This is a genomic window from Streptomyces sp. NRRL S-244, from assembly GCF_000717915.1.
Lineage (GTDB): Bacteria > Actinomycetota > Actinomycetes > Streptomycetales > Streptomycetaceae > Streptomyces.
On record NZ_JOCX01000008.1, the window covers coordinates 43,328 to 66,366 of the forward strand.

Annotated in this window: 21 protein-coding genes; 11 read left to right on the forward strand and 10 right to left on the reverse strand. The window is 73.3% G+C overall.

Translation table 11 applies throughout. The features are described from left to right. Nucleotides 1-13: 13 nt before the first annotated feature. A complete protein-coding gene (locus IF02_RS0111260) occupies nt 14-805 on the reverse strand; it encodes an SDR family oxidoreductase (protein WP_030155867.1) in 792 nt (263 codons plus the stop codon). 94 nt (nt 806-899) lie between these two features. On the opposite strand from IF02_RS0111260, the gene IF02_RS0111265 reads away from it, so the two are divergent. Next, complete coding sequence (locus tag IF02_RS0111265; protein ID WP_030155868.1) at nt 900-2,045, forward strand: acyl-CoA dehydrogenase family protein; 1,146 nt, start codon at nt 900-902, stop codon at nt 2,043-2,045. Further along, nucleotides 2,045-3,082 carry an acyl-CoA dehydrogenase gene (locus tag IF02_RS0111270; RefSeq protein ID WP_030155869.1) on the forward strand — a complete coding sequence of 346 codons (1,038 nt, stop codon included), beginning with the start codon at nt 2,045-2,047 and terminating at the stop codon, nt 3,080-3,082. Before IF02_RS0111265 ends, IF02_RS0111270 begins: the two co-directional genes overlap by 1 nt. Nucleotides 3,083-3,113: 31 nt before the next feature. Here IF02_RS0111270 and IF02_RS0111275 read toward each other — a convergent pair whose 3' ends face one another. From IF02_RS0111275 to IF02_RS0111285, 3 genes are all read right to left on the reverse strand, one after another. Beyond that, complete coding sequence (locus tag IF02_RS0111275) at nt 3,114-3,848, reverse strand: class I SAM-dependent methyltransferase (RefSeq protein WP_030155870.1); 735 nt, start codon at nt 3,846-3,848, stop codon at nt 3,114-3,116. A gap of 62 nt (nt 3,849-3,910) precedes the next feature. Further along, a complete protein-coding gene (locus tag IF02_RS0111280) occupies nt 3,911-4,279 on the reverse strand; it encodes a hypothetical protein (RefSeq protein ID WP_030155871.1) in 369 nt (122 codons plus the stop codon). Between the two features lie 49 nt (nt 4,280-4,328). Continuing rightward, nucleotides 4,329-4,667, reverse strand: a complete 339-nt coding sequence (locus IF02_RS0111285; protein WP_030155872.1) for a hypothetical protein — start codon at nt 4,665-4,667, stop codon at nt 4,329-4,331. A 173-nt stretch (nt 4,668-4,840) separates the two neighbouring features. Here IF02_RS0111285 and IF02_RS0111290 point away from each other — a divergent pair, with 173 nt between their 5' ends. After that, nucleotides 4,841-5,302, forward strand: coding sequence for a nuclear transport factor 2 family protein (locus IF02_RS0111290; protein ID WP_030155873.1), 462 nt, complete (start codon nt 4,841-4,843; stop codon nt 5,300-5,302). Then, nucleotides 5,302-6,234, forward strand: a complete 933-nt coding sequence (locus tag IF02_RS0111295; RefSeq protein ID WP_051696139.1) for an NAD(P)H-binding protein — start codon at nt 5,302-5,304, stop codon at nt 6,232-6,234. Before IF02_RS0111290 ends, IF02_RS0111295 begins: the two co-directional genes overlap by 1 nt. A gap of 70 nt (nt 6,235-6,304) precedes the next feature. On the opposite strand, the gene IF02_RS35915 is transcribed toward IF02_RS0111295, so the two are convergent. Together IF02_RS35915 and IF02_RS0111310 are read right to left on the reverse strand one after the other, a co-directional pair. After that, nucleotides 6,305-7,291: an alpha/beta hydrolase gene (locus IF02_RS35915; protein WP_051696140.1), complete on the reverse strand. Its 987-nt coding sequence runs from the start codon at nt 7,289-7,291 to the stop codon at nt 6,305-6,307. Further along, nucleotides 7,288-8,013 (reverse strand): SDR family NAD(P)-dependent oxidoreductase, encoded by a 726-nt coding sequence (locus tag IF02_RS0111310; protein WP_030155875.1) that lies wholly within the window; start codon nt 8,011-8,013, stop codon nt 7,288-7,290. Before IF02_RS0111310 ends, IF02_RS35915 begins: the two co-directional genes overlap by 4 nt. A gap of 105 nt (nt 8,014-8,118) precedes the next feature. On the opposite strand from IF02_RS0111310, the gene IF02_RS0111315 reads away from it, so the two are divergent. The 3 genes from IF02_RS0111315 to IF02_RS0111325 are packed head-to-tail and all read left to right on the forward strand — an operon-like array spanning nt 8,119 to nt 9,986. Further along, entirely contained in the window at nt 8,119-8,694 is a 576-nt protein-coding gene (locus tag IF02_RS0111315; protein ID WP_037836076.1) for a PadR family transcriptional regulator, read from the forward strand. Between the two features lie 14 nt (nt 8,695-8,708). After that, nucleotides 8,709-9,437, forward strand: coding sequence for a VWA domain-containing protein (locus IF02_RS0111320; RefSeq protein ID WP_030155877.1), 729 nt, complete (start codon nt 8,709-8,711; stop codon nt 9,435-9,437). 36 nt (nt 9,438-9,473) lie between these two features. Further along, nucleotides 9,474-9,986: a pyridoxamine 5'-phosphate oxidase family protein gene (locus tag IF02_RS0111325; protein WP_030155878.1), complete on the forward strand. Its 513-nt coding sequence runs from the start codon at nt 9,474-9,476 to the stop codon at nt 9,984-9,986. Here the strand turns inward: IF02_RS0111325 and IF02_RS0111330 are convergent. Next, nucleotides 9,979-11,289 carry a DUF1906 domain-containing protein gene (locus tag IF02_RS0111330; protein WP_051696141.1) on the reverse strand — a complete coding sequence of 437 codons (1,311 nt, stop codon included), beginning with the start codon at nt 11,287-11,289 and terminating at the stop codon, nt 9,979-9,981. The genes IF02_RS0111325 and IF02_RS0111330 overlap by 8 nt on opposite strands. A gap of 286 nt (nt 11,290-11,575) precedes the next feature. On the opposite strand from IF02_RS0111330, the gene IF02_RS0111335 reads away from it, so the two are divergent. After that, the gene (locus IF02_RS0111335) at nt 11,576-11,992 is read left to right on the forward strand and encodes a hypothetical protein (protein ID WP_051696142.1); all 417 of its coding nucleotides are present in this window, start codon (nt 11,576-11,578) and stop codon (nt 11,990-11,992) included. 213 nt (nt 11,993-12,205) lie between these two features. Here the strand turns inward: IF02_RS0111335 and IF02_RS0111340 are convergent, their stop codons facing one another. The 3 genes from IF02_RS0111340 to IF02_RS0111350 form a co-directional block, all read right to left on the reverse strand. Next, the gene (locus tag IF02_RS0111340; protein ID WP_030155883.1) at nt 12,206-13,666 is read right to left on the reverse strand and encodes a glutamate synthase subunit beta; all 1,461 of its coding nucleotides are present in this window, start codon (nt 13,664-13,666) and stop codon (nt 12,206-12,208) included. Next, nucleotides 13,659-18,221, reverse strand: a complete 4,563-nt coding sequence (gltB, locus tag IF02_RS0111345) for a glutamate synthase large subunit (RefSeq protein ID WP_030155885.1) — start codon at nt 18,219-18,221, stop codon at nt 13,659-13,661. Before gltB ends, IF02_RS0111340 begins: the two co-directional genes overlap by 8 nt. A gap of 344 nt (nt 18,222-18,565) precedes the next feature. Then, the gene (locus IF02_RS0111350; protein ID WP_030155887.1) at nt 18,566-19,297 is read right to left on the reverse strand and encodes a VIT1/CCC1 transporter family protein; all 732 of its coding nucleotides are present in this window, start codon (nt 19,295-19,297) and stop codon (nt 18,566-18,568) included. A 280-nt stretch (nt 19,298-19,577) separates the two neighbouring features. Between IF02_RS0111350 and IF02_RS0111355 the strand changes: the two genes are divergently transcribed. Genes IF02_RS0111355 through IF02_RS0111365 form a run of 3 tightly spaced genes read left to right on the forward strand, consistent with a single transcriptional unit; the run spans nt 19,578 to nt 22,982 of the window. Beyond that, nucleotides 19,578-20,564, forward strand: coding sequence for an ADP-ribosylglycohydrolase family protein (locus tag IF02_RS0111355; protein WP_030155889.1), 987 nt, complete (start codon nt 19,578-19,580; stop codon nt 20,562-20,564). Beyond that, a complete protein-coding gene (locus IF02_RS0111360) occupies nt 20,561-21,829 on the forward strand; it encodes an ADP-ribosylglycohydrolase family protein (RefSeq protein ID WP_106977269.1) in 1,269 nt (422 codons plus the stop codon). The genes IF02_RS0111355 and IF02_RS0111360 overlap by 4 nt, the downstream gene beginning before the upstream one ends. Nucleotides 21,830-21,836: 7 nt before the next feature. Continuing rightward, nucleotides 21,837-22,982, forward strand: a complete 1,146-nt coding sequence (locus IF02_RS0111365) for an ADP-ribosylglycohydrolase family protein (protein WP_030155893.1) — start codon at nt 21,837-21,839, stop codon at nt 22,980-22,982. Nucleotides 22,983-23,039 lie beyond the last annotated feature (57 nt).

Sequence of the window (23,039 nt, forward strand, 5' to 3'; positions counted from 1 at the left end):
GCCCATTCTGGGCCTACGCGCGCTGGCTGCTGACCGAGACGGTCTCGCCCGTCATGTACGACGAGTAGCCGCTGGCCAGGAACACGATGACGTTGGCGACCTCCCACGGCTCGGCGTACCGGCCGAAGGCCTCGCGGGCCGTCAGCTCGGTCAGCAGTTCCTCGCTGGTGACCTTCACCAGGTGCGGGTGCATGGCCAGGCTCGGGGCGACCGCGTTGACCCGTACGCCGAACTCGGCCGCCTCCAGCGCGGCGCACCGGGTCAGCGCCATCACCCCGGCCTTGGCGGCGGCGTAGTGGGCCTGGCCGGTCTGGGCGCGCCAGCCGACGACGGAGGCGTTGTTGACGACGACCCCGCCCCGGCCGGAGGCCTTCAGCGAGCGCAGGGCGGCGCGGGTGCAGCGGAAGGTGCCGTTCAGGGTGACGTCGAGGACCTTGCCCCACTGTTCGTCGGTCATGTCGACGAGGGCGGCCGTGCCGCCGAGCCCGGCGTTGTTGACGACGACGTCCAGGCCGCCGTGGGTCTGCTCGGCGAGCGCGAACAGGGCCCCGACCTGGTCCTCGTCGGTGACGTCGCAGGGCAGGGAGGTGACGCGGCCGGCGCCGAACTCGGCGCCGAGGGCCTGTTCGGTCTCCTTCAGGCGGCGGGCGTGCGCGTCGCCGATGACGATGCGGGCGCCCTCCTCCAGGAAGCGGCGGGCGGTGGCCCCGCCGATCCCGGCTCCGGCGGCGGCGGTGATGACGGCCGTGCGGCCTTGGAGCAGCCCGTGACCCGGCACGTAGTCGGGGGCGTTGGGGGTGTTCATGCTCATGGCCGTACGTTAACCTACCAAACACTTGTTAGGGAACACTTGTCGGGGGAACTCGCGCGACGGCCCCTGCGACGGAGGCGGACAGCTGATGGACCTGACCCACGCACCGGAGGTGACGGCCTTCCGGGCCGAGGCCCGCGCCTGGCTCGCCGAGCACGTCCCGGACTCCCCCCTCCCCTCCCTGGAGACGGCGGAGGGCTTCGCCGCGCACCGCGCGTGGGAGGCCCGGCTGCACGCGGACCGCTGGTCGGCGGTGTCCTGGCCCGCCGAGTACGGGGGCCGGGGCGTGGACATCGAGCGGTGGCTGGTCTTCGAGGAGGAGTACTGGGCGGCGGGCGCGCCCGGCCGGGTCTCGCAGAACGGCATCAGCCTCCTCGCGCCGACCCTCTTCGACCACGGGAGCGCCGAGCAGCGGGCGCGGGTGCTGCCGCCGATGGCGAGCGGCGAGGTGATCTGGGCGCAGGCCTGGTCGGAGCCGGAGTCGGGCTCGGACCTGGCCTCGCTGACGTCGCGGGCGGTGCGCACCGGGGGCGGGTGGCTGCTGTCGGGGCAGAAGACCTGGTCCTCGCGGGCGGCGTTCGCGGACCGGGCGTTCGGCATCTTCCGTACGGATCCGGGGGCCGGGAAACCGCACCAGGGGCTGACGTACCTGATGTTCGACCTGCGCGCGCCGGGGGTGACGGTGCGGCCCATCGGCCGGCTGGACGGGAAGCCCGCCTTCGCGGAGCTCTTCCTGGACGAGGTCTTCGTACCGGACGCGGACGTGATCGGTGAGCCGGGGCAGGGCTGGCGGATCGCGATGTCGACGACGGGCAACGAGCGCGGGCTGACGCTGCGCTCGCCGGGGCGCTTCCTGGCGGCCGCGGACCGGCTGCGCGCGCTGTGGCGGGAACGGGCGGATCCGGCGGACACCGCGCTGCGCGGCCGGGTGGCGGACGCGGTGGTCGGGGCGCGCGCGTACGAGCTGTTCACCTGGGCGGCCGCCTCGCGGTTCGCGGCGGGCGAGCCGATCGGCGCCGAGTCCAGCCTGAACAAGGTGTTCTGGTCGGAGTACGACATCGCCCTGCACGAGACGGCGCTGGACCTGCTGGGCCCGGACGCGGAGCTGGCGGAGGGGGCGTGGGCGGAGCCCTGGATCTTCTCGCTGGCCGGGCCGATCTACGCCGGCACGAACGAGATCCAGCGCGACATCATCGCCGAGCGGCTGCTCGGCCTCCCGAAGGGCCGCCGCTGATGCGCTTCCTGCCGACCGGCGAGCAGTCGGACTTCGCCCGTACGCTGCACGGCCTGCTCGGCGCCTCGCAGGTCCCGGCGGCCGTACGGGCCTGGGGGGCCGGGGACCACGGACCGGGGCGGGCCCTGTGGTCGCGGCTCGCGGGGACGGGCCTGTTCGCACTCGCGGCGGACGAGGCGTACGGCGACCTGGGAGGGCTGGGGCCGCTGCCGGTGGAACTGGCGCTCGGCTTCGTGGAGCTGGGGCGGGCGGGGGTGCCGGGGCCGGTGGTGGAGACGGCCGCGGCGGCCGTGCTGCTGTCGGAGCTCGCGCGGCTCGGGGAGGACGGGCAGGAGGGGGAGGACGGGCTGGCGAAACGTTTCCTGCCGGGGCTGGTGGCGGGCGAGGCCATGGCCACGCTGACCCTGCCGGGCGGGAGTCCGTACGCTGTGGACGCGGACGCGGCGGCGTACTGCTTCACGGTGTCGGCGGCGGGCGAGCTCCGGCTGGCGGGTGGTGCGGGTGCCGGTGCGGGCGCCGGTGAGCCGCTGAGGTCCACGGACCCGGCGCGGCGGCTGTCCCGGCCCGCGGCGGACGGGGAGCTGCTGGCCACCGGCCCCCGGGTCCTGGCGGCGGCGGGGACGGCCCTGGGCTGGGCGCGGCTGCTGACGGCGGCCCAGTGCCTGGGGGTCGGCGAGGCCCTGCTGGCGAGCACCGTGCAGTACGTGAAGCAGCGCACGCAGTTCGGCACGCCGATCGGCGGCTTCCAGGCCGTGAAGCACCGGCTGGCGGACACGCTCCTGGCCCTGGAGTTCGCGCGGCCGCTGGTGTGGGCGGCGGCGCTGGGCCTGGCGCCGTGGGAGGTCGCGGCGGCGAAGCTGGCGGCGGGCGAGGCGGCGTACGCGGCGGCCATGACGGCGCTGCAACTCCACGGGGCCGTCGGCTACACGGAGGAGCTCGACCTCTCCCTGTGGCTGCGCAAGGCGCGGCCGCTGCGCGACGCGTGGGGCTCGCCGGCGGCGTGCCGGACGGCGGTGCTCCGGGCACGCGAACGCTAGCGAGAGCGGTGGTACGTCACGAGAGCGGGGCTCACATGACGGCCACGCCGAGGGTGACGACGTAGCGCTCCTCGACCGTCCCGTCGGGGAACAGCGCGGCCAGCCGGGCCCGCTCCGCGTCGAGGAACTCCTGCGTGCCGGCCGGGCCGAGCATCAGGAAGGCGGAATGACTGGCGTGGTTGGCGAGGTGGACGTCCAGCGGGATCCGGCGCGACCAGCGGACCTCGCGCGTGGCGAACGCCGGCCCGGGAGGCAGGGTCCGAAAGGTGAGCCCGTCGGCGTCGAACAGGGTCCGGATCCGCTCGTCCTGCTCGGCGATCCAGGGGACGGTGGGGTCCATGTCGTTCCACCAGAGCGCGAGCGCGCCGCCGGGCCGCAGCACGCGGCGGGCCTCGGGGACCGAGCGCGCGGGGTCGGTCCAGTGCCAGGCCTGGGCGTACGTGAGGAAGTCGAACCCGCCGGTGACGAGCGGCAGCCGGTCGCCGTCCCCGCGCACGAGCGGGATCCCGGGGTTCGCCCGCCGGAACTCGGCGGCCATGCCGTCGCCGGGTTCCACGGCGACCACGTCCGCCCCGCGGGCGCGCAGCAGCCCGGTGGCGATCCCGGTCCCGGCTCCCACGTCGGCCACCCTGGCCCCGCGCAGCCCCCGCCCGGCGAGCACCTCCAGGGCGTCGAACAGTTCCCCGGGATACCCGGGCCGGTTCGCCGAGTACAGCGCGGCGGCGTCGTCGAAGGACCGGGCACGGATGCGGGGCGTGGAGGTCATACCGCCATTGTTTTCGATCACGGCTCCCCGGGCCAGGCCTCGGCGCCCTTCCGGCGCCCGGTTCAGCGGAACTCGCGGACGACCTCGATCCGGCCCACGATGTGCGCGTTGAACTCGTCCAGCTCCTCCGCCGGCACCCACAGCTCCAGGATCGTCTCCCCGCCCGCCTGCCGCACCGGATAGCGGGCCAGGAACTCGGTGTCGACCTCGAAGCGGGTCACGAAGCCCGCGCCGTCGTGCTTGACGTTCCAGTCGCGGGCGATGCGGATCGCGTAGTCCTCGTTCAGGACGGGGTAGAAGATCGGCTGCTCCGGCAGCCGCGGCGGCCAGGCCCGCCAGTCGAGCGCGCGGACGAGGTCGAGCTCCACCGGACCCGTCGGGCGCCAGAGCGTCGTCGTGGTCGTGGTCGTGTTCGTGTTCGTCGGGGACATGAGGATCGACCCTAGAGGCGGGGGCGCCCGCCTGACCAGTGGGTTTGGGTCAGGCGGGGCGGCGGCGGGGGCGGTGGGAGCGGCGGCGGAGGGAGTAGCGGACCAGGATCAGCGTCTGGACGGCCAGCAGGATCGCGGCCCCGGCCGCGGCCGTCGGGAGGGCGTCGGGCGAGGCCCAGGCCCGGCCGCCCAGTTCGGCGACGCCCACCGCGGTCAGCGCGACCAGGAAGCGGGGTACGAACTCGGCCTCGGTGCCGTGCAGGACGCCCGAGCCGACGACGAAGACGGCCAGCAGCACCGGGATCCACGGGGCGTCCGGCTCGCGCAGCATCAGCGCGGCGCCGAACTCCACCACCAGGACAAGCACGTTGCGGAGCAACATCGACATGGGCACATCATGCCCGCCGAACCCCGGCGCCGAGCAGCGCGGCGGTGAACTCCACCGACCGGGCCCGCACTTCCTCCCGCACCCACCTCCGGTTGCAATGCGGACCGGCGGTCCGTATCTTCGACCGGGAGAAGCGGACCACTGGTCCGTATCGCGCCGAACGGAGAACCTCCATGCCCGCGAGCACCCCGCCCGCACCACCCGTACCCTCCTCCCCCGCGGATCTCTACCGCCACAGCCTGCGCCTGCTCCTCGACAAGGACATCGCCTCCTGGGTCGGCCTGTGGTCCGAGCACGGCTCCATGGAGTTCCCGTTCGCTCCCCCCGGCTGGCCCGCCCGGCTGGAGGGGCGGGCGGCCATCGCCGACTACATGCGCGACTACCCTGACCACATCGACCTGCACGACTTCCCCGACCTGTGGATCCACGAGACCACCGACCCGGCGGCGATCGTCGTCGAGATGCGCGGCGTGGGCCGCATCGTCGCGACCGGGACCCCCTTCGACATGACGTACATCGCCGTCGTGACCGTCCATGACGGGCGCTTCACCTCGTACCGCGACTACTGGAACCCGCTCGCCGTCCGCGAGCCGGGGCTGGACTTCCCGTCGGACGACACGAGGAGCGCCGCCTGATGCCCGACACCGGAAACACCGGAACCACCGCCGCCACCCTGGTCCCCGCCGCCACCCTGGTCATCGGCGCCACCGGAACCACCGGCAGCCGGACCGCCGCGCAGCTGATCGCCGCCGGCCGGCGCGTCAAGGCGGCTGGCCGCGCGGCCACCCCGCTCCCGGGTGCCGAGGCGGTCCGCTTCGACTGGTACGACCCCGCCACGTACGGCGATGCGCTCAGCGGAGCCGACGGCGTCTACCTCGTCCCGCCCATCGGCGACCCGGACCCGGCCGCGGTCATGCTGCCGTTCCTGGAACGGGCCCGCGCCGCCGGCGTACGCCGTGCCGTACTCCTCAGCTCCTCGGCCATCCCCGCGGGCGGCCCGGCGGTGGGGGCGGTGCACCGGGCCCTGCCCGGCCTGTTCGACGAGTGGGCGGTCCTGCGCCCCTCGTGGTTCATGCAGAACTTCACCGGCGCGCACGCCCACGCCGACAGCATCCGCGCCGACGGAGCCATCCTGACCGCGGCCGGGACGGGCCGGGTGGGCTTCGTCGACGCCGAGGACATCGCCGCCGTCGCCGTGCGGGCCCTCACCGACGACCGCGCACCCAACACCGACCTGGTCCTCACCGGGCCGGAGGCGCTCAGCCACGACGACATCGCCGCGATCGTCACGGAGGTCACCGGCCGCCGGGTGGTCCACCACCACCTGACCTACGACGCCATGCGGGAACGGCTGGCCGCGGTCATCCCGGCGGAGTTCGCCGCGATGCTGACCGACATGGACCGCGCCATCGCCGAGGGAGCGGAGGACCGTACGACCGACACCGTCGAGCGCCTCACCGGCCGCCCGCCCCGCTGCTTCCGGGCGGTCGCCGAACGGGAGCTGCCCGTACGGGAGCCGGCCGTACGGGAGCCGGCCGCTCAGGCGGCGCCGGAGACCTCGCGGTAGGCGGCGGTCGCGAGGCGCGGCCCGCCGCCGCACGCCGTACCGGTACGCCGCGACTCCCCCTGCTCCGTCCCTACTCCGTGGCCCGCAGCCAGGCCGCGGCGGCCGTCAGGGCCGCCCGCCCGGCCGGGAGCGGCAGGCCCAGGAATCCGTGGAAGACCCCCGGGTACAGGTGCACCGCGCAGTCCACCCCCGCCGCGCCCAGCCGGCGCGCGTACGCCAGGCCCTCGTCCCGCAGCAGATCGCAGTCCGCCAGCACCAGCAGGGTGCGCGGCAGGGCCGACAGGTCGGGGGCGCGCAGCGGCGAGACGTGCGGGTGCGCGGGGTCGCCGCCGTACTGCTCCCAGTACCAGGCCATGTGGGCCGCGGTGTGGAAGTGGCCCTCGCCGTACGCCGCCGTGGACGCGGTCACCGCCGTAGTCGCCGCCGGAGTCGGAGTCGCCGCCGTAGTCGCCGCCGGAGTCACCGTCACGGCCGTCGCCGCGTCCAGCGGCGGGTACACCAGCAGCTGCCCCGCCACCAGCTCCGGCGCCCGCAGGGCGGTCACCGCTGCCAGGTTGCCCCCGCTGGAGTCCCCCGCCACCACCACCCGGCCCGGATCGCAGCCCAGCGCGACGGCCTGCCCCTTCGCCCACAGCAGTACGGTCAGCGCGTCGTCCGGCGCCGCCGGCCAGGGGTGTTCGGGGGCCAGCCGGTAGTCGGCGGAGACCACCACCGCGCCCGACCCGGCGGCCAGCGCCCGGCACGTCGCGTCGTGCGTGCCGAGCCCGCACATCACCCAGCCCCCGCCGTGGAAGAACACCACTAGAAGCCGGCCCGCCCCGCCCGGCGCGGGATCGTAGACCCGGACCGGGACGCCCGAGGCCTCGTCGTCCCGGACCGAGGCCACCTCCGGTCCCGCCGACCGGCCGTGGGATGCCGCCGCCCGCAGGGCCGCCACGTCCCCCGGCCCCGGGAACGCCGCCGCCATCGCGTCGCACAGTGCCCGGGCCGCGGGGGACAGCGAGCCGCTCACCACACCCTCACCCACCACGCCCGCACCGACCACGCCCCCGCTCATCGCGCCGTCATCCCCCCGTCGACCGCGAACTCCGTGCCCGTGACGTACGAGGACGCGTCCGAGCAGAGGAAGAGCACCAGTTCCCCGACCTCCTCCGGCCGCCCCATCCGCCCCAGCGGCACGTGCGACCAGTCCTGCCCGGCGACCTCCGACACCATCGGCGTGTCGATCGCCCCCGGATGCACCGAGTTGACCCGGATCCGGTCCCCCGCCAGGTCGAGCGCCGCCGAGCGGGTCAGCCCGCGCAGCCCGAACTTGGTGGACCCGTACGCCGCGTGGCCGGGGATGCCGACCAGTCCGGCCGTGGAGGAGATGTTCACGATCGAGCCGCCCCCGGCCGCCCGCAGCACCGGCGCCACCGCCTGGATGCCGAGGAACGGCCCCAGCAGGTTCACCCGCAGCAGCGCCTCGAACTCCTCGGGCCGCTGCCGCTCCACGTGGGCCGTGCGCCACACCGCCGCGTTGTTGACCAGCGCCGATATCGTGCCGAAGGCCCGTACGGCCTCCCGTACGACCGCCGCCCAGCCGTCCGCCTCGGCCACGTCGTGCCGTACGTACAGCCCCTGGTCCCCCAGCGAGGACGCGACCTCCCGGCCCTCCTCCTCCCGTACGTCCGTGACGACCACCCGCGCGCCGGCCTGCGCGCACAACCGGGCGCCGGCCGCGCCCTGTCCGCGGCCGGCGCCCGTGATGACGACGACCTTCCCGTCCAGCGAAACCATCGACCCACCCCCCAATAGACCCAATAGACCTAATAGAAATACTTCTAGCAGTCATGCATGGCCGAAGGAAGGGACGGTGCGGACACCGGTCGTAGACTGCGCTGCGTGGCAGACGAGAAGAACAAACGCCCGCTCCCGGCGACCAGCTGGGCGGTGCTCGGGCTGCTCTCCTTCGGGGAGGAACTCTCCGGCTACGACCTGAAGAAGTGGTCGGACCGGTCCCTGCGCTTCTTCTACTGGAGCCCGTCCTTCAGCCAGATCTACAGCGAGCTCAAGCGCCTGGAGAAGGCCGGTTACGCCTCCTCCCGACTGGTCGCCCAGGAGACCGGCACCCGCGACAAGCGGGTGTACCGGATCACCGACGAGGGCATGGCCGCCGTACGGGAATGGGCCCGCGAGACCCCGGTCGACCCGCCCGTCCTCAAGCACGGGCCGATGCTGCGGCTGTGGCTGGGCCACCTGCTGGAACCCGACCAGATGCGTGAAGTCCTCGTCCGGCACCAGGAGTTCGCGGAAGAGATGCGCCTGCGGGCGGTGGCCGACGCGGAGGCCGCCCTGGACGAGCCCGCCTGGGCCTACCCCACGCTCACCCTCAAGTGGGCGGAGCGCCACTACGCCTCCGAGGGCGCCCTCGCGGCCGCGATGCTCGACGACATCAGGGCCCTGGAGAGCGGCGGCTGACGTACCCTCGGGCCATGACGGGCAGCGCGATCGACCTCCGCACGATGGAAGCGACCGCTCCCGCGCTCGTGAACCTCTACAAGAGCGCCGGGATCTCGCTCCGCAAGCACGGCCTGGAGGGCGTGCGCGCCGCGGTGTACCTGGTCCTGGACCACTCGGGGTCGATGCGCCCGTACTACCGGGACGGCACCGTGCAGGCCTTCGCCGACCGGGTGCTCGGCCTGTCGGCGCACCTCGACGACGACGGGCGCGTGCCGGCGGTGTTCTTCTCGACCGAGGTCGACGCGGTGGAGGAGATCCCGCTCGCCGGGCACCAGGGGCGGATCGCCGCGATCGCCGCCCGCCTGGGCCACATGGGCAAGACGGCGTACGACGCGGCGATGGAGGCGGTGATCGACCACTACCTGGATTCGGGGGCGGCCGATCCGGCGCTCGTCGTCTTCCAGACGGACGGCGGTCCGATGAACAAGGCGGCGGCGGAGCGCTACCTGTGCAAGGCGGCCCGGCTCCCGCTGTTCTGGCAGTTCGTCGGCTTCGGCCAGACGCGCAGCTCGCAGTTCGACTTCCTGCGGCGACTGGACGAACTGCCCGTGCCGGACCGTCGGGTGGTGGACAACGCGGGCTATTTCCACGCGGGCCCGGACCCGCGGGAGGTCCCGGACCCGGTGCTGTTCGACCGCCTGGTCATGGAGTTCCCGTCCTGGCTGGCGTCGGCCCGCGCGGCCGGAATCGTGCGCGCCTGAGCGGCGACTGTCGGTGCCACGCGCTTTGATGGACGTATGACGACCACGAACAACTGGGCAGCGTTCGAGAAACAGGAACCGGAATTCGCCGCTACCGTCCTGGCCCGCTTCGCGCAGTATCCGCACCACGTCCTCGGCACGCTCCGCAAAGACGGCTCCCCGCGCCTGGCCGGACTGAACGTCGACATCCGCGGCGGCGAACTGTGGCTCGGGATGATGCCGGGCTCGATGAAGGCCAAGGACCTCCAGCGCGACCCCCGCTTCGCCCTGCACACCAACCCGGGCGAGGGCGAGACGATGCCGGACGGGGACGTACGGATCTCCGGGCGGGCGATCGAGCTGCTGGACCCGCCCGAGCTGCACCGCTACGCGGAGGAGACGGAGACCCCGCACCCCTTCCACCTGTTCCACGCGGACCTGACGGAGGTGGTCCACATCGGCATCGACGGCGACGACCTGGTGGTCCGCACCTGGACCCCGTCCCACGGCCTGCGCACCATCCGCCGGGGCAACGACGACGAACCCCCACGCGAGGACCCGGCTAGCTGAAGAGAGGCCGGCCCCGGGCGGGACCACCCGCCGCGGCGGGATCGATGTCGATCCAGCTGCTGTCGATGTTGAGCGTGACCCCGTCGTGGGTGTCGTCGTGGTCGCCGCGGTACTGGTGGGCGCGGCGGCGGCCGGCCCACTGGTGCGTACGGGCGGGCAGGCCCGTGTCCGCGTCGGAGACCGACGCCCTGCCGTTCCAGACGGCGACCCACAGCACGTCGGGCATGGCCTCCGGGGCCTGGTCGTGGTGGGCGCTGAGCGCCTTGGCCCCGGAGCTCGCCGCGACGTAGGCGCCGGCGCGGTACCCGAGCTCGTGGAGCCGGACCGTCCAGGCGGTGAGGTACGCGACGACCGGCGGGTCCCAGGTGGTGCGGTCGGTGTAGTTCTCCAGGTCGTTGTAGAGCACCGTGCCCTCCGTCAGGCCCAGGGACCGGGCCACCGTGACGGCGCCTTCGGCGGCCTCCATGCCCTCCTGGTTCGCCTGGGAGGGGTCGGCCGACAGGCCGGTGGCCGGGTCGTTCCAGGGCTGCGGGCCGACCCAGAGCGGCATGAGGTGCCAGCCCGCCTCGGCCTGCCGCCGGACCCAGCCGGCGGTGAGCCGCGGCTGGGCACAGGCCCGGGCCCGGCCGCCGATGTAGATGCCGACGGCGCCGAAGGGGGAGGCGGCCCGCCAGCCGTCCATGGCGCGCTGGGTCGGGGCGGTGCAGGCGTCGAAGCCGGCGCCGGTGAAGGGCGCCTGGGCCCGGACGGGCTTCGGGCCGGCGACGGCCGACGCGGGATCAGCGGGCGCGCCGGGTGCCCCGGGGGCCCCGGGAGCCCCGGGGGCGGCGGAGTCCGCGGTCCGGGCACCCGCCAGGAGGCCGCGTACGGCGTCGGGGGTGGTCCCGTACGCGAGGGTGGCCATCACCCCGGACCGGCGCAGCGCGTACCGCACCTCGTTGCTCTCACTCTGCGGCTCCGGAATCCCGCCGGGGACCTCGACGCGCACGGTCGGGATGTCGGCCCGCTGCGGGGCACCGTCGAGCGGCTCCAGGTGCAGGGTGTCGGCGCGGCTGCGGACGGCCCGTCCGGTGCATTCGGTCTGGGTGCCGGCGTGCCCGAGGTACAGGGTGGGCAGGTCGAGGCGCAGGCAGGCACCGGGATTCCGGTCGAGGTCGACGACCCGCCAGTCCCCGGGGACGGTGAGGCGCAGCCCCCGGTACTCGACGGTCCGCCCGTCCTCGGCGGCGGTGGAGGGATGAACGGGAATCAGCAGGGCGGCGGCGCCGAGCAGGCCGCTCAGCAGGGTTCGGATGGGGGCCATGATCCAGATGGGTACCAGACTCCGGCCCCGTGAACTGTGCGCGCCCCGAGCAGAGTTGGCCCGTCCGGCCCAGCCCGGCCCCGCCGTGCCGGTCGGCGCGGGTCACCTGCACGAGTGAAACGGACTCGGGCCCGTCAGGCCGTGCGTCAGGCGCGCGGTCGACCCGTGCGGCCAGAGCCCGCAGGAGACCGTGCGCGTGAGTACGCGTACTCAGGCGGATGTCAGTAGCGCTGGGTAGCGTCGCGGCTGTCCGACGAACGGACGACACGACGACCTGGGGGACGACATGAAGAAGCGCACGACCGCCCTGGCGGCCCTGGCCCCGGCACTCGCCCTGACCCTGGCGGCAACCCCGGCCCAGGCCGCGCCGACGAACGAGATCATCGGCTACCCGGGCCCCGACGGCCTGATCTGGATCGCCGACCAGGCCGGCTCCAGCGGCTTCGTCTCAGGTGGCCTCTCCCCGTACCTGGACACGTTCATCACGTTCGGCTGCGCCGACGGCGGGAGCATCGAGGTGTCGTTCCGGCTCCAGGAGCACCCGGACCGCGACCCGGCCCCCTTCACCGTCGACTGCCCCGGCACGGACCCGACGGTCGTCACGCTCCCCCTCGGCACCGGCCTCCACGGCGGATTCACCGCGTGGGTGACGGCCTCGACCCCGACCACCCACTGGGGTGCCACGGTCACCCAGCCCGAGTAGCCCCGAAAACACCGCGGCGCCCGCCACCCCCCGTCGGGGACGTGGCGGGCGCCGTGACCCTGCCGGCCGGACTCCAGCACGACTACCCGGGGGATCGGCGGACGCCACAGCGCCCGCCATCCCTGGTCGGGGACATGGCGGGCGCGGTGTCAGAGTTCCGCACACCGTTGTACGGACCGTATGAGGGGTCCTCCCCGCAGGGAGGGGTGACGGTTACACCATCAGGGAGCGGTCCGTCGGCTTGACGGGGTACGGGAGGGCGCTGGTGCCGGTGAGGTAGCGGTCCACGCCTCGGGCCGCCGAGCGGCCCTCCGCGATCGCCCAGACGATCAGCGACTGGCCGCGGCCGGCGTCGCCGGCCACGAAGACGCCGTCGACGTTGGTCGCGTACGACGCGTCGCGCGCGACGTTGCCGCGCTCGTCCAGCTCCAGGCCGAACTGGGCCACCAGGCCGTTGGCCTGGTCGGTGCCGGTGAAGCCCATCGCCAGGGTGACCAGTTGGGCCGGGAGGACCCGCTCGGTGCCCGGCTTCTGCTCCAGCTTGCCGTCCTTGAACTCCACCTCGACCAGGTGCAGCGCCTTGACGTTGCCGTCCTCGTCGCCCTCGAAGTGGGTGGTGGAGACGGAGTAGATCCGCTCGCCGCCCTCCTCGTGCGCCGAGGTGACCTTGTACAGCATCGGGAAGGTCGGCCACGGCTGGCCGGCGGGCCGGTCCTCCGACGGGCGCGGCATGATCTCCAGCTGCGTGACGGACAGGGCGCCCTGGCGGTGGGCCGTGCCCACGCAGTCCGCGCCCGTGTCGCCGCCGCCGATGACGACCACGTGCTTGCCCTCGGCCGTGATGGGGGGCGCCACGAAGTCGCCCTCCTGGACCTTGTTCGCGAGGGGGAGGTACTCCATCGCGAAGTGGATCCCGCGCAGCTCGCGCCCCGGCACCGGCAGGTCGCGGGAGACGGTGGCGCCCGCCGCGATGACGACGGCGTCGAACCGCTTGCGCAGCTGTACGGCGTCCAGGTCGCGGCCGATCTCCACACCCGTGCGGAACTTGGTGCCCTCCGCGCGCATCTGCTCGATGCGGCGGTTGATGTGCACCTTCTCCATCTTGAACTCGGGGATGCCGTACCGCAGCAGCCCGCCGATGCGGTCCGCGCGCTCGTACACCACCACGGTGTGGCCGGCCCGGGTCAGCTGCTGGGCCGCGGCCAGGCCGGCCGGGCCCGAGCCGATGACGGCCGCCGTCTTGCCCGACAGCCGCTCCGGCGGCTGCGGGGTGACGTTGCCGTTGTCCCACGCCTTGTCGATGATCGAGACTTCGACGTTCTTGATCGTGACGGCCGGCTGGTTGATGCCGAGCACGCACGCCGACTCGCAGGGAGCGGGGCACAGCCGGCCCGTGAACTCCGGGAAGTTGTTCGTGGCGTGCAGCCGCTCCGACGCCGCCGACCAGTCCTCGCGGTACGCGAAGTCGTTCCACTCCGGGATCAGGTTCCCGAGCGGGCACCCGTTGTGGCAGAACGGGATGCCGCAGTCCATGCAGCGGCCGGCCTGCTTGCTGATGATCGGGAGCAGCGAGCCCGGGACGTAGACCTCGTTCCAGTCCTTCAGCCGGTCGGCGACCGGACGGGAACAGGCGGTCTCGCGCGGGGTGGTGAGGAAGCCCTTCGGGTCAGCCATGGGTCGCCGCCTCCATCATCTTCTCCGTGGTCTCGGACTCGGAGAGTCCGGCCAGCTCAGCGGCGTCCTTGGCGGCGAGCACTGCCTTGTACGTGGTCGGGATGATCTTGCTGAAGCGGGCCGCCGCGGCGTCCCAGTCAGCCAGGAGCTTCGCGGCCACGGTCGAGCCGGTCTCCTCCTCGTGGCGGCGCACCACATCGTGCAGCCACTGCTTGTCGGTGTCGGAGAGGGCTTCGACCGCCCCCGCGTTGCCGACGTTGACGTTGTTGATGTCGAGGTCGACGACGTACGCGACGCCGCCCGACATGCCGGCCGCGAAGTTGCGGCCCGTCTCGCCGAGGACGACCGCGCTGCCGCCGGTCATGTACTCGCAGCCGTGGTCGCCCACGCCCTCCGAGACGACCAGGGCGCCGGAGTTGCGGACGCAGAAGCGCTCGCCGGTGCGGCCGCGCAGGAACATCTCGCCGCCGGTGGCGCCGTAGCCGATGGTGTTGCCGGCGATGGTCGAGTACTCGGCGAGGTGGTCGGCGCCGCGGTCCGGGCGGACCACGACCCGGCCGCCCGACAGGCCCTTGCCGACGTAGTCGTTGGCGTCGCCCTCCAGGCGCAGCGTCACACCGCTCGGCAGGAAGGCGCCGAAGGACTGGCCGGCGGAACCGGTGAAGGTCAGGTCGATGGTGTTCTCGGGCAGGCCCGCACCGCCGAACTTCTTGGTGACCTCGTGGCCGAGCATGGTGCCGACGGTCCGGTTGATGTTCCGTATGGCGACCTGCGCGCGGACCGGCTGGGCGGCTTCGGCGGTCTCGGCGTTCAGCGCGTCGGCCGCGAGCTTGATCAGCTCGTTGTCGAGGGCCTTCTCCAGACCGTGGTCCTGCTCGATCAGGGCGTGGCGGACCGCGCCCTCGGGCAGCGCCGGCACGTGGAAGAGGGGCTCCAGGTCGAGGCCCTGCGCCTTCCAGTGCGTGACGGCCTTGCTGGTGTCGAGGAGCTCGGCGTGGCCGACGGCCTCCTCGATCGTACGGAAGCCCAGCTCGGCCAGCAGCTCGCGCACCTCCTCGGCGATGAACTCGAAGAAGTTCACGACGAACTCGGGCTTGCCGGAGAAGCGGTCGCGCAGGACCGGGTTCTGCGTGGCGATGCCGACCGGGCAGGTGTCCAGGTGGCAGACGCGCATCATGATGCAGCCGGAGACGACGAGCGGCGCGGTCGCGAAACCGAACTCCTCGGCGCCGAGCAGCGCGGCGATGACCACGTCGCGGCCGGTCTTGAGCTGGCCGTCGGTCTGGACGACGATGCGGTCGCGCAGCCCGTTGAGCAGCAGGGTCTGCTGGGTCTCGGCGAGGCCGAGCTCCCAGGGGCCGCCCGCGTGCTTGAGCGAGGTCAGCGGGGAGGCGCCCGTACCGCCGTCGTGGCCGGAGATGAGGACGACGTCCGCGTGGGCCTTGGAGACGCCCGCGGCGACGGTGCCGACACCGACCTCCGACACCAGCTTCACGTGGATGCGCGCGGCCGGGTTGGCGTTCTTGAGGTCGTGGATCAGCTGAGCCAGGTCCTCGATGGAGTAGATGTCGTGGTGCGGCGGCGGGGAGATCAGGCCGACGCCCGGGGTGGAGTGCCGGGTCTTGGCGACCCACGGGTAGACCTTGTGGCCGGGCAGCTGGCCGCCCTCGCCGGGCTTGGCGCCCTGCGCCATCTTGATCTGGATGTCGTCCGCGTTGACCAGGTACTCGCTCGTCACGCCGAAGCGGCCGGAGGCGACCTGCTTGATCGACGAACGCCGCGCCGGGTCGTACAGGCGGTCCGGGTCCTCGCCGCCCTCACCCGTGTTGGACTTGCCGCCCAGCTGGTTCATGGCGATGGCGAGGGTCTCGTGCGCCTCGCTCGAGATGGAGCCGTACGACATGGCGCCGGTGGAGAAGCGCTTGACGATGTCGGCGACCGGCTCGACCTCGTCGATGGAGATCGAGGGCCGGTCCTCCGCCTTGAAGCCGAAGAGCCCGCGCAGCGTCATGAGGCGCTCGGACTGCTCGTTCACCCGGTCCGTGTACTTCTTGAAGATGTCGTACCGGCGGTTGCGGGTGGCGTGCTGGAGGCGGAAGACCGTCTCCGGGTCGAACAGGTGCGGCTCGCCCTCGCGGCGCCACTGGTACTCGCCGCCGATCTCCAGCGCGCGGTGCGTGGCCGCGATGCCGGAGGCCGGGTACGCCTTGGCGTGGCGGGCGGCCACCTCCTTGGCGATGACGTCCAGGCCGGCTCCGCCGATCTTGGTGGCGGTGCCCTGGAAGTACGCCCCGACGAACTCCTCGTTCAGGCCGACGGCCTCGAAGACCTGGGCGCCGCGGTAGGAGGCGACGGTGGAGATGCCCATCTTGGACATGACCTTCAGGACGCCCTTGCCGAGCGCGTAGATCAGGTTCTTGATGGCCTGCTCCGGCTCCAGGCCGGACAGGAACGTACCGGCGCGCAGCAGGTCCTCGACGGACTCCATGGCGAGGTACGGGTTCACGGCGGCGGCGCCGTAGCCGATGAGCAGCGCGACGTGGTGGACCTCGCGGACGTCACCGGCCTCGACCAGCAGGCCCACCTGGGTGCGCTGCTTGGTGGCGATGAGGTGGTGGTGCACCGCGGAGGTGAGCAGCAGCGAGGGGATCGGCGCGTGCTCGGCGTCCGAGTGGCGGTCCGAGAGGACGATCAGGTGCGCCCCGTTGGCGATGGCCGCGTCGACCTCGCCGCGGATCTCCTCCAGGCGGGCGGCCAGCGCCTCGCCGCCGCCGGAGACCCGGTAGAGGCCCGAGAGGGTGGCGGCCTTCATGCCCGGCATGTCGCCGTCGGCGTTGACGTGGATGAGCTTGGCCAGCTCGTCGTTGTCGATCACCGGGAAGGGCAGGGTGACGCTGCGGCAGGACGCGGCGGTCGGGTCGAGCAGGTTGCCCTGCGGGCCCAGCGAGGACAGCAGCGAGGTGACGAGCTCCTCGCGGATGGCGTCCAGCGGCGGGTTGGTGACCTGCGCGAAGAGCTGCGTGAAGTAGTCGAAGAGCAGCCGGGGGCGCTCGGACAGGGCCGCGATCGGGGAGTCCGTACCCATGGAGCCGAGCGGCTCGCCGCCGGTACGGGCCATCGGCGCGAGGATGACGCGCAGCTCTTCCTCGGTGTAGCCGAAGGTCTGCTGGCGGCGGGTGACCGAGGCGTGGGTGTGGACGATGTGCTCGCGCTCGGGCAGGTCCGTCAGCTCGATCTCGCCGGACTCCAGCCAGTCCGCGTACGGCGCGGCGGCGGCCAGACCGGCCTTGATCTCGTCGTCCTCGATGATCCGCTTCTGGGCGGTGTCGACGAGGAACATCTTGCCGGGCTGGAGGCGGCCCTTGCGGACGACCTTGGCCGGGTCGATGTCGAGGACGCCGACCTCGGAGGACAGGACGACGAGGCCGTCGTCGGTGACCCAGTAGCGGCCGGGGCGCAGACCGTTGCGGTCGAGGACCGCGCCGACCTGGGTGCCGTCGGTGAAGGTGACGCAGGCCGGGCCGTCCCAGGGCTCCATCAGCGTGGAGTGGTACTGGTAGAACGCGCGGCGGGCCGGGTCCATGGAGGTGTGGTTCTCCCAGGCCTCCGGGATCATCATCAGCACCGCGTGGGGCAGCGAGCGGCCGCCGAGGTGCAGGAGCTCCAGGACCTCGTCGAAGGAGGCCGAGTCGGAGGCGTCCGGGGTGCAGATCGGGAAGATCCGCTCCAGGGCGCCCTCGCCGAAGACCTCGGAGGCCAGCTGGGACTCGCGGGCCTTCATCCAGTTGCGGTTGCCCTTGACCGTGTTGATCTCGCCGTTGTGCGCGACGAAGCGGTACGGGTGGGCCAGCGGCCAGGACGGGAAGGTGTTGGTCGAGAACCGCGAGTGGACCAGGGCCAGCGTCGAGGCGAAGCGGCGGTCGGAGAGGTCCGGGAAGAAGGGCTCCAGCTGGCCGGTGGTCAGCATGCCCTTGTAGACGATGGTGCGGGCGGAGAGCGACGGGAAGTAGACCCCGGCCTCGCGCTCGGCGCGCTTGCGCAGCACGAACGCCGTGCGGTCCAGCTCGATGCCGCTGCTGCCGTTGCCGCCGTTGCCGCCCTTGCCGCTCACGAAGAGCTGGGAGAAGGCCGGCATGGTGGCGCGGGCGCCGTTGCCGAGCAGGTCCGGGGTGACCGGGACCTCGCGCCAGCCGAGAACCGTCAGGTTCTCCTCGGCGGCGATGGCCTCGATCTGCTCCACGGCGACGGCCTGTGCGGTGCCGTCGGCGGGGAGGAAGGCGATGCCGACGGCGTACGCGCCGGCCTCGGGGAGCTCGAATCCGGCCACCTCGCGCAGGAACGCGTCCGGGACCTGGGAGAGGATTCCGGCGCCGTCGCCCGAGTCCGGCTCGGATCCGGTGGCGCCTCGGTGCTCGAGGTTCCGCAATACGGTCAGCGCCTGCTCGACCAGCGTGTGGCTGGCCTCGCCGCTGAGGTTGGCCACAAAGCCGACGCCGCAGGCGTCGTGCTCGTTGCGCGGGTCGTACATGCCCTGCTGGGCGGGGCGACCGTCCATGGGCGACCAGGCGGTGGTGCTGAGGCCGGTCGCGGAGTGCGTGGATGCGGAACGCATCGGCTCTCCCGTCGTCGTAGCGGCATATGTGTCATAGCCGAGGGACGACGTTGGCCCTCTGCGAAATTTCGTGCAGGTTACATGATGACGGCAATCCCGAGAAGCGGATACGGCGTTTCACCATGCGGACACTGCACGCGGCAGAAAGTGCAGAGTTTCGCAGCGGGGCGGGCATCGTTGCCCGGCGCGCGGCGCCCTGGTCTGATGCCCGGCGGACACGGGATCGAAACCGCCGGGTAATGGACTACTTATGTCACGGGCTGCATAGTGTCTCACTGCTCGCGCGGTCAGCCTACGGCTCCGCCGATCCAGGTTCCCAGGACGTACGTCACACCCGCGGCCGCGCCGCCCAGCAGCAGCTGCCGCAGGCCGCTGTACCACCAGGTCCGCGCGGTGACCCGGGAGACGATCGCGCCGCAGGCGAAGAGCCCGGCCAGCGCGAGCAGCACCGCCGGCCACAGGGACGCGGCGCCGAGCAGGTACGGCAGTACGGGAAGCAGCGCGCCCAGCGCGAAGGAGCCGAAGGACGAGACGGCGGCGACCATCGGCGACGGCAGGTCGTCGGGGTCGATCCCGAGCTCCTCGCGGGCGTGGATCTCCAGCGCCTGCTCGGGGTCCCGGGACAGCTGCATGGCGACCTCGCGGGCGAGCGAGGGATCGACGCCGCGCGATACGTACAGCTCGGCCAGCTCCTCCATCTCGTCGACGGGGTGCTTTCGCAACTGCTGCCGTTCTATGTCAAGTTCGGCGAGGACCAGCTCGCGCTGCGAGGCGACGGAGGTGTACTCGCCGGCCGCCATCGAGAAGGCTCCGGCCGCGAGGCCCGCCAGCCCGGTGATCACGATGGTCTGCGGGGCGACGGCGCCGCCGGCCACTCCGGTCATCAGCGCGAGGTTGGAGACGAGCCCGTCCATGGCACCGAAAACGGCCGGTCGCAGCCATCCGCCGTTGACATCGCGGTGGGTGTGGTTGTCGCGGTGGGCGGTGTGCAGCGGTGCTTCGATGTCGATGATGGACATGACGGATTCCTCCCCTTTTGTACGAGCGGGTACGCGGAACCACGCCATGCGCGACGCGCAGGCACCCACTCCCCCGGAACACCTCGAAACTACGCACGATTTCTGCCGCCCGCCAGCAAGGAAGGCCGTACTTACCTGGGGTTTCGCGGGTCGGCGACCGGGTGACGGGGGCCTGGGCGGGGTGTTTCGCGGCGAGCGACAAACCACATGCCATGGCACAAATCCCCCAAGGGCTCATGATGAGCCCCATCCACAGTGGGAGAGGCGCGCCATGGAGCCGATGAAGCTGATTGCATGCAATCCGCAGGTCCTCCTCGAACGGGCCAGGGGCGCTCTTCTCGGCCTCGCGGCGGGGGACGCGCTCGGCGCCCCCGCCGAGAACATGAAGCCCTCGGAGATCCGGGCGAAATGGGGCCGCATCGAGGGCTTCGTGTCCGACGATCCGGCCGGCACCGACGACACCGAGTACGCGATCTTCTCGGGGCTGCTGCTGGCCCGCCACGGGTCGGCGCTCACCGTCTCGCACGTCGAGCGGGCCTGGCACCACTGGATCGCCGACCTCGACGAGGGGCCGTTCCGGGGCGCGGGCTTCAGCGAGCGCGGCACGCTGGAGAACCTCCGCCGGGGCCTCGCCGCCCCCATCTCGGCCCAGCACCGCCACGCCTGGTCGGACGGCCTGGCCATGCGGGCGGCCCCCTTCGGCGTCTTCGCGGCCGGCCGCCCGGCGGAAGCGGCCCGGCTCGTCGCCATCGACGGGTCGGTCAGCCACGACGGGGAGGGCATCTACGGCGGCCAGGCGGTCGCGGCCGGTGTCGCGGCGGCGATGGCCGGCGGCTCGCCCGCCTCCGTCATCTCCGCGGCCCTGTCCGTGATCCCTTCCGACTCCTGGACGGCCCGCTCCCTGCGCCGGGCGGTGACGGCGGCCCCGCGCGGCGAGCGGGCCGTGCGCTCCGCCGTGGTGATCGGCGGCTACCCCTGGACGGACCTGGCCCCGGAGGCGGTGGGCCTGGCCTTCGGCGCCTTCGCCACGTGCGGCGGCGACTTCGCCTCCTCGGTCCTCACGGCGGTGAACATGGGCCGGGACGCCGACACCACGGCGGCGGTGGCGGGCGCCCTCTCCGGCGCCCTGTCGGGCGTCACCGCGATCCCGGAGGAGTGGGCCAAGGCCATCGGCCCGGTCCGCGGCTCCTGCCTCCCCTCGATGCGCGGCTACCACGTCCTGGACATCGCGGACCTCCTCACGCCGGAATCCGAGACCCCGCGATGACGCCGCCCGCCGTCCCACCGACCCCGCCGGCGGTCGACGCCGAGCCGGGCGAGCAGGTGCGTACCGCTGCCGCGGAGGCCGCGCGGGCGGGCGGCCCCCAGCCCCTTGCGGGGACCGGGGAGGTCCGCGTTCCCCAGCCCCCCGCCGGAGTCCGGCGGATCGAGGGGGTGCTGCTCGGGCTCGCCGCGGGAGACGCCGCCGGGTGGCCCGCCGCCCGGCACCGCGCCAGCCGCATGCCCGAGTGGACCCGCCGCCTCACCCGCGAGCTCGACACCTTCGCCGAGCACAACCAGACCACCACCCTCCCCGTCCCCATCGCCCTCAACCAGCCCCCGGAACCCCTGCGCCTCGGCCCCTCCGACGACGCCGAATGGGCCGCCTTCGCCGCCGAATCCGTGCTCACCGCGGCCGGGGTGCTGCTCAGCGACCTCAGCCGGTCCCGCCGTATGCGGGCCGCCATCGACCTCGCCTGGAACGCCCTGGCCAGCGAGATCGCCGCGGCGGCGGAGCGCGCCCCCGAGGTGGAGTCCGCCGTCCTGCCGCTGCGCGCCCGCATCTCCGTCCGGGCCGGCCTCGGCAACCTCGCCGCCGGCCTGCGGCCGCCCGCCACCGGCCACGACAACCCGCACTACTTCGACGACGCCGCCTGCGTCCGCGCCTGCGTCCTCGCCGTCGTCCACCCCGGCGACCCGGCCGCGGCCGCGGACCTCGCCGAGTTCGACGCCCGCTACACCCAGGACGGCGACGGGGTCCACGGCGCCCGCGCCATGGCCGCCGCCATCGCGGCCGCCCTCGCCGGCGCCGACACCGACACCGCCGTCGACGCCGCCCTCGGCCAGCTCCCCGAGGCCACCGAGATCGGCCGCAACGCCCGCCACGCCGTCAAGCTCGCCCGCGTCCACGCCGAGGGCGGCGCCTTCGCCATCGTCCCCACCCTCGAACACGAGATCGTGGACCACGTCTACAGCTACGGCATCGCCGCCGCGGAGACCGTCCCCGTCGCCCTCGCCCTGGCCACCGCCGCCCGCGGCCGCGCCGCCGAGGCCGTACCGGCCGCCGCCTGCCTGTCCCGCGTCGCGGACTCCGCACCCGCCCTCGCCGGGGCGCTCACCGGCGCCCTCGGCGGCGGCGACTCGATCCCGACCGCCTGGCGCGAGGCCTGCCGCACCCTGTCCGGCTGCTCCCTCCCCCGCCTCGCCGGCACCGATCTCGTCGAACTCGCCGCGCTGCTCGCTCGTACGGAACTCACCTCACCCAAGGGATGATTCGGACATGACGCTCACTCTCGAAGACCGGGCGGCCGGCTGCCTCGTCGGAGCCGCCGTCGGCGACGCGCTCGGCGGCCCGGTGGAGGGCTGGTCCCCGGACCGGATCGTGGAACGGCACGGCGGCCGCGTCCACGGCATCGTCGGCCCGTGGCACGAGGACTGGCGTACGGCCCGCCCCATCGCCCCGTACCACAAGGGCGACGGCCACGTCACCGACGACACCCTCATGACGCATGCGCTGGTACGGGTCTACGAGGCCGTACGGGACCACCTGGACGCGTACGCGATCGCCGAGCACCTGGTCCCGGACCTGATGACGAACCCGCGCTGGATCCCCGAACTGGAGGCGGAGGCCCTGCCCTTGCAGCGGATCTTCCTCGCCGAGAAGTGGATCGTGAGCCGCCTGCACTACGGGCACGTCGACCCCCGCGAGGCGGGCAGCGGCAACATCGTCAACTGCGGGGCCGCGATGTACATGGCGCCGGTCGGCATCGTCAACGCGGGCAATCCGGCGGGCGCGTACGCGGAGGCGCTGGACGTCGCCGGCGCCCACCAGTCCTCGTACGGGCGGGAGGCGGCGGGCGTCTTCGCGGCGGCGGTGGCGGCGGCGTGCGTGCCGGGGGCGACGGCTTCGTCGGTGGTGGACACGGCCCTCGCGCTGGCCAAGGACGGCACGCGGGCCGCGATCGAGGCCGTGTGCGAAACGGCCTCGCGCCACCGGGACTTCGAATCGGCCCTGGGCCCGCTCCGCGCGGCGGTGGCCCCGTACGACTCGGTCGGCCCGGACTACCGCGCCCCCTCGCTCGGCGCCCGCCGCCCCTCCCGCCTCCACGCGATCGAGGAACTGCCGATCGCGCTCGGCATGCTGGTCGTCGCCGACGGGGTGTACGAGGGCTCGGTGCTCGGCGCCGTCAACTACGGCCGGGACTGCGACTCCATCGCCACGATGGCGGGGGCGCTCGCCGGAGCCCTGTCGGGCGTCTCGGCGGTCCCGCCGGCCTGGGCCAAGGAGGTCGCCGAGGCCAGCCGCCTCGACCTGCACGCCCCGGCGACGGCGCTGGCGGCGGTGACCCGCGAGGTCTTCGCGCTGGACCGGGCCCGCCGCCGGGCCCACGAATCGGCGTTCCTCGCCCTCGCGGACCTCCGATGACCGCCTGCGACCGAGCCGCCGCGCCGGCCGCCGAGCCGCCCCGGGGCGGCGGTCCGG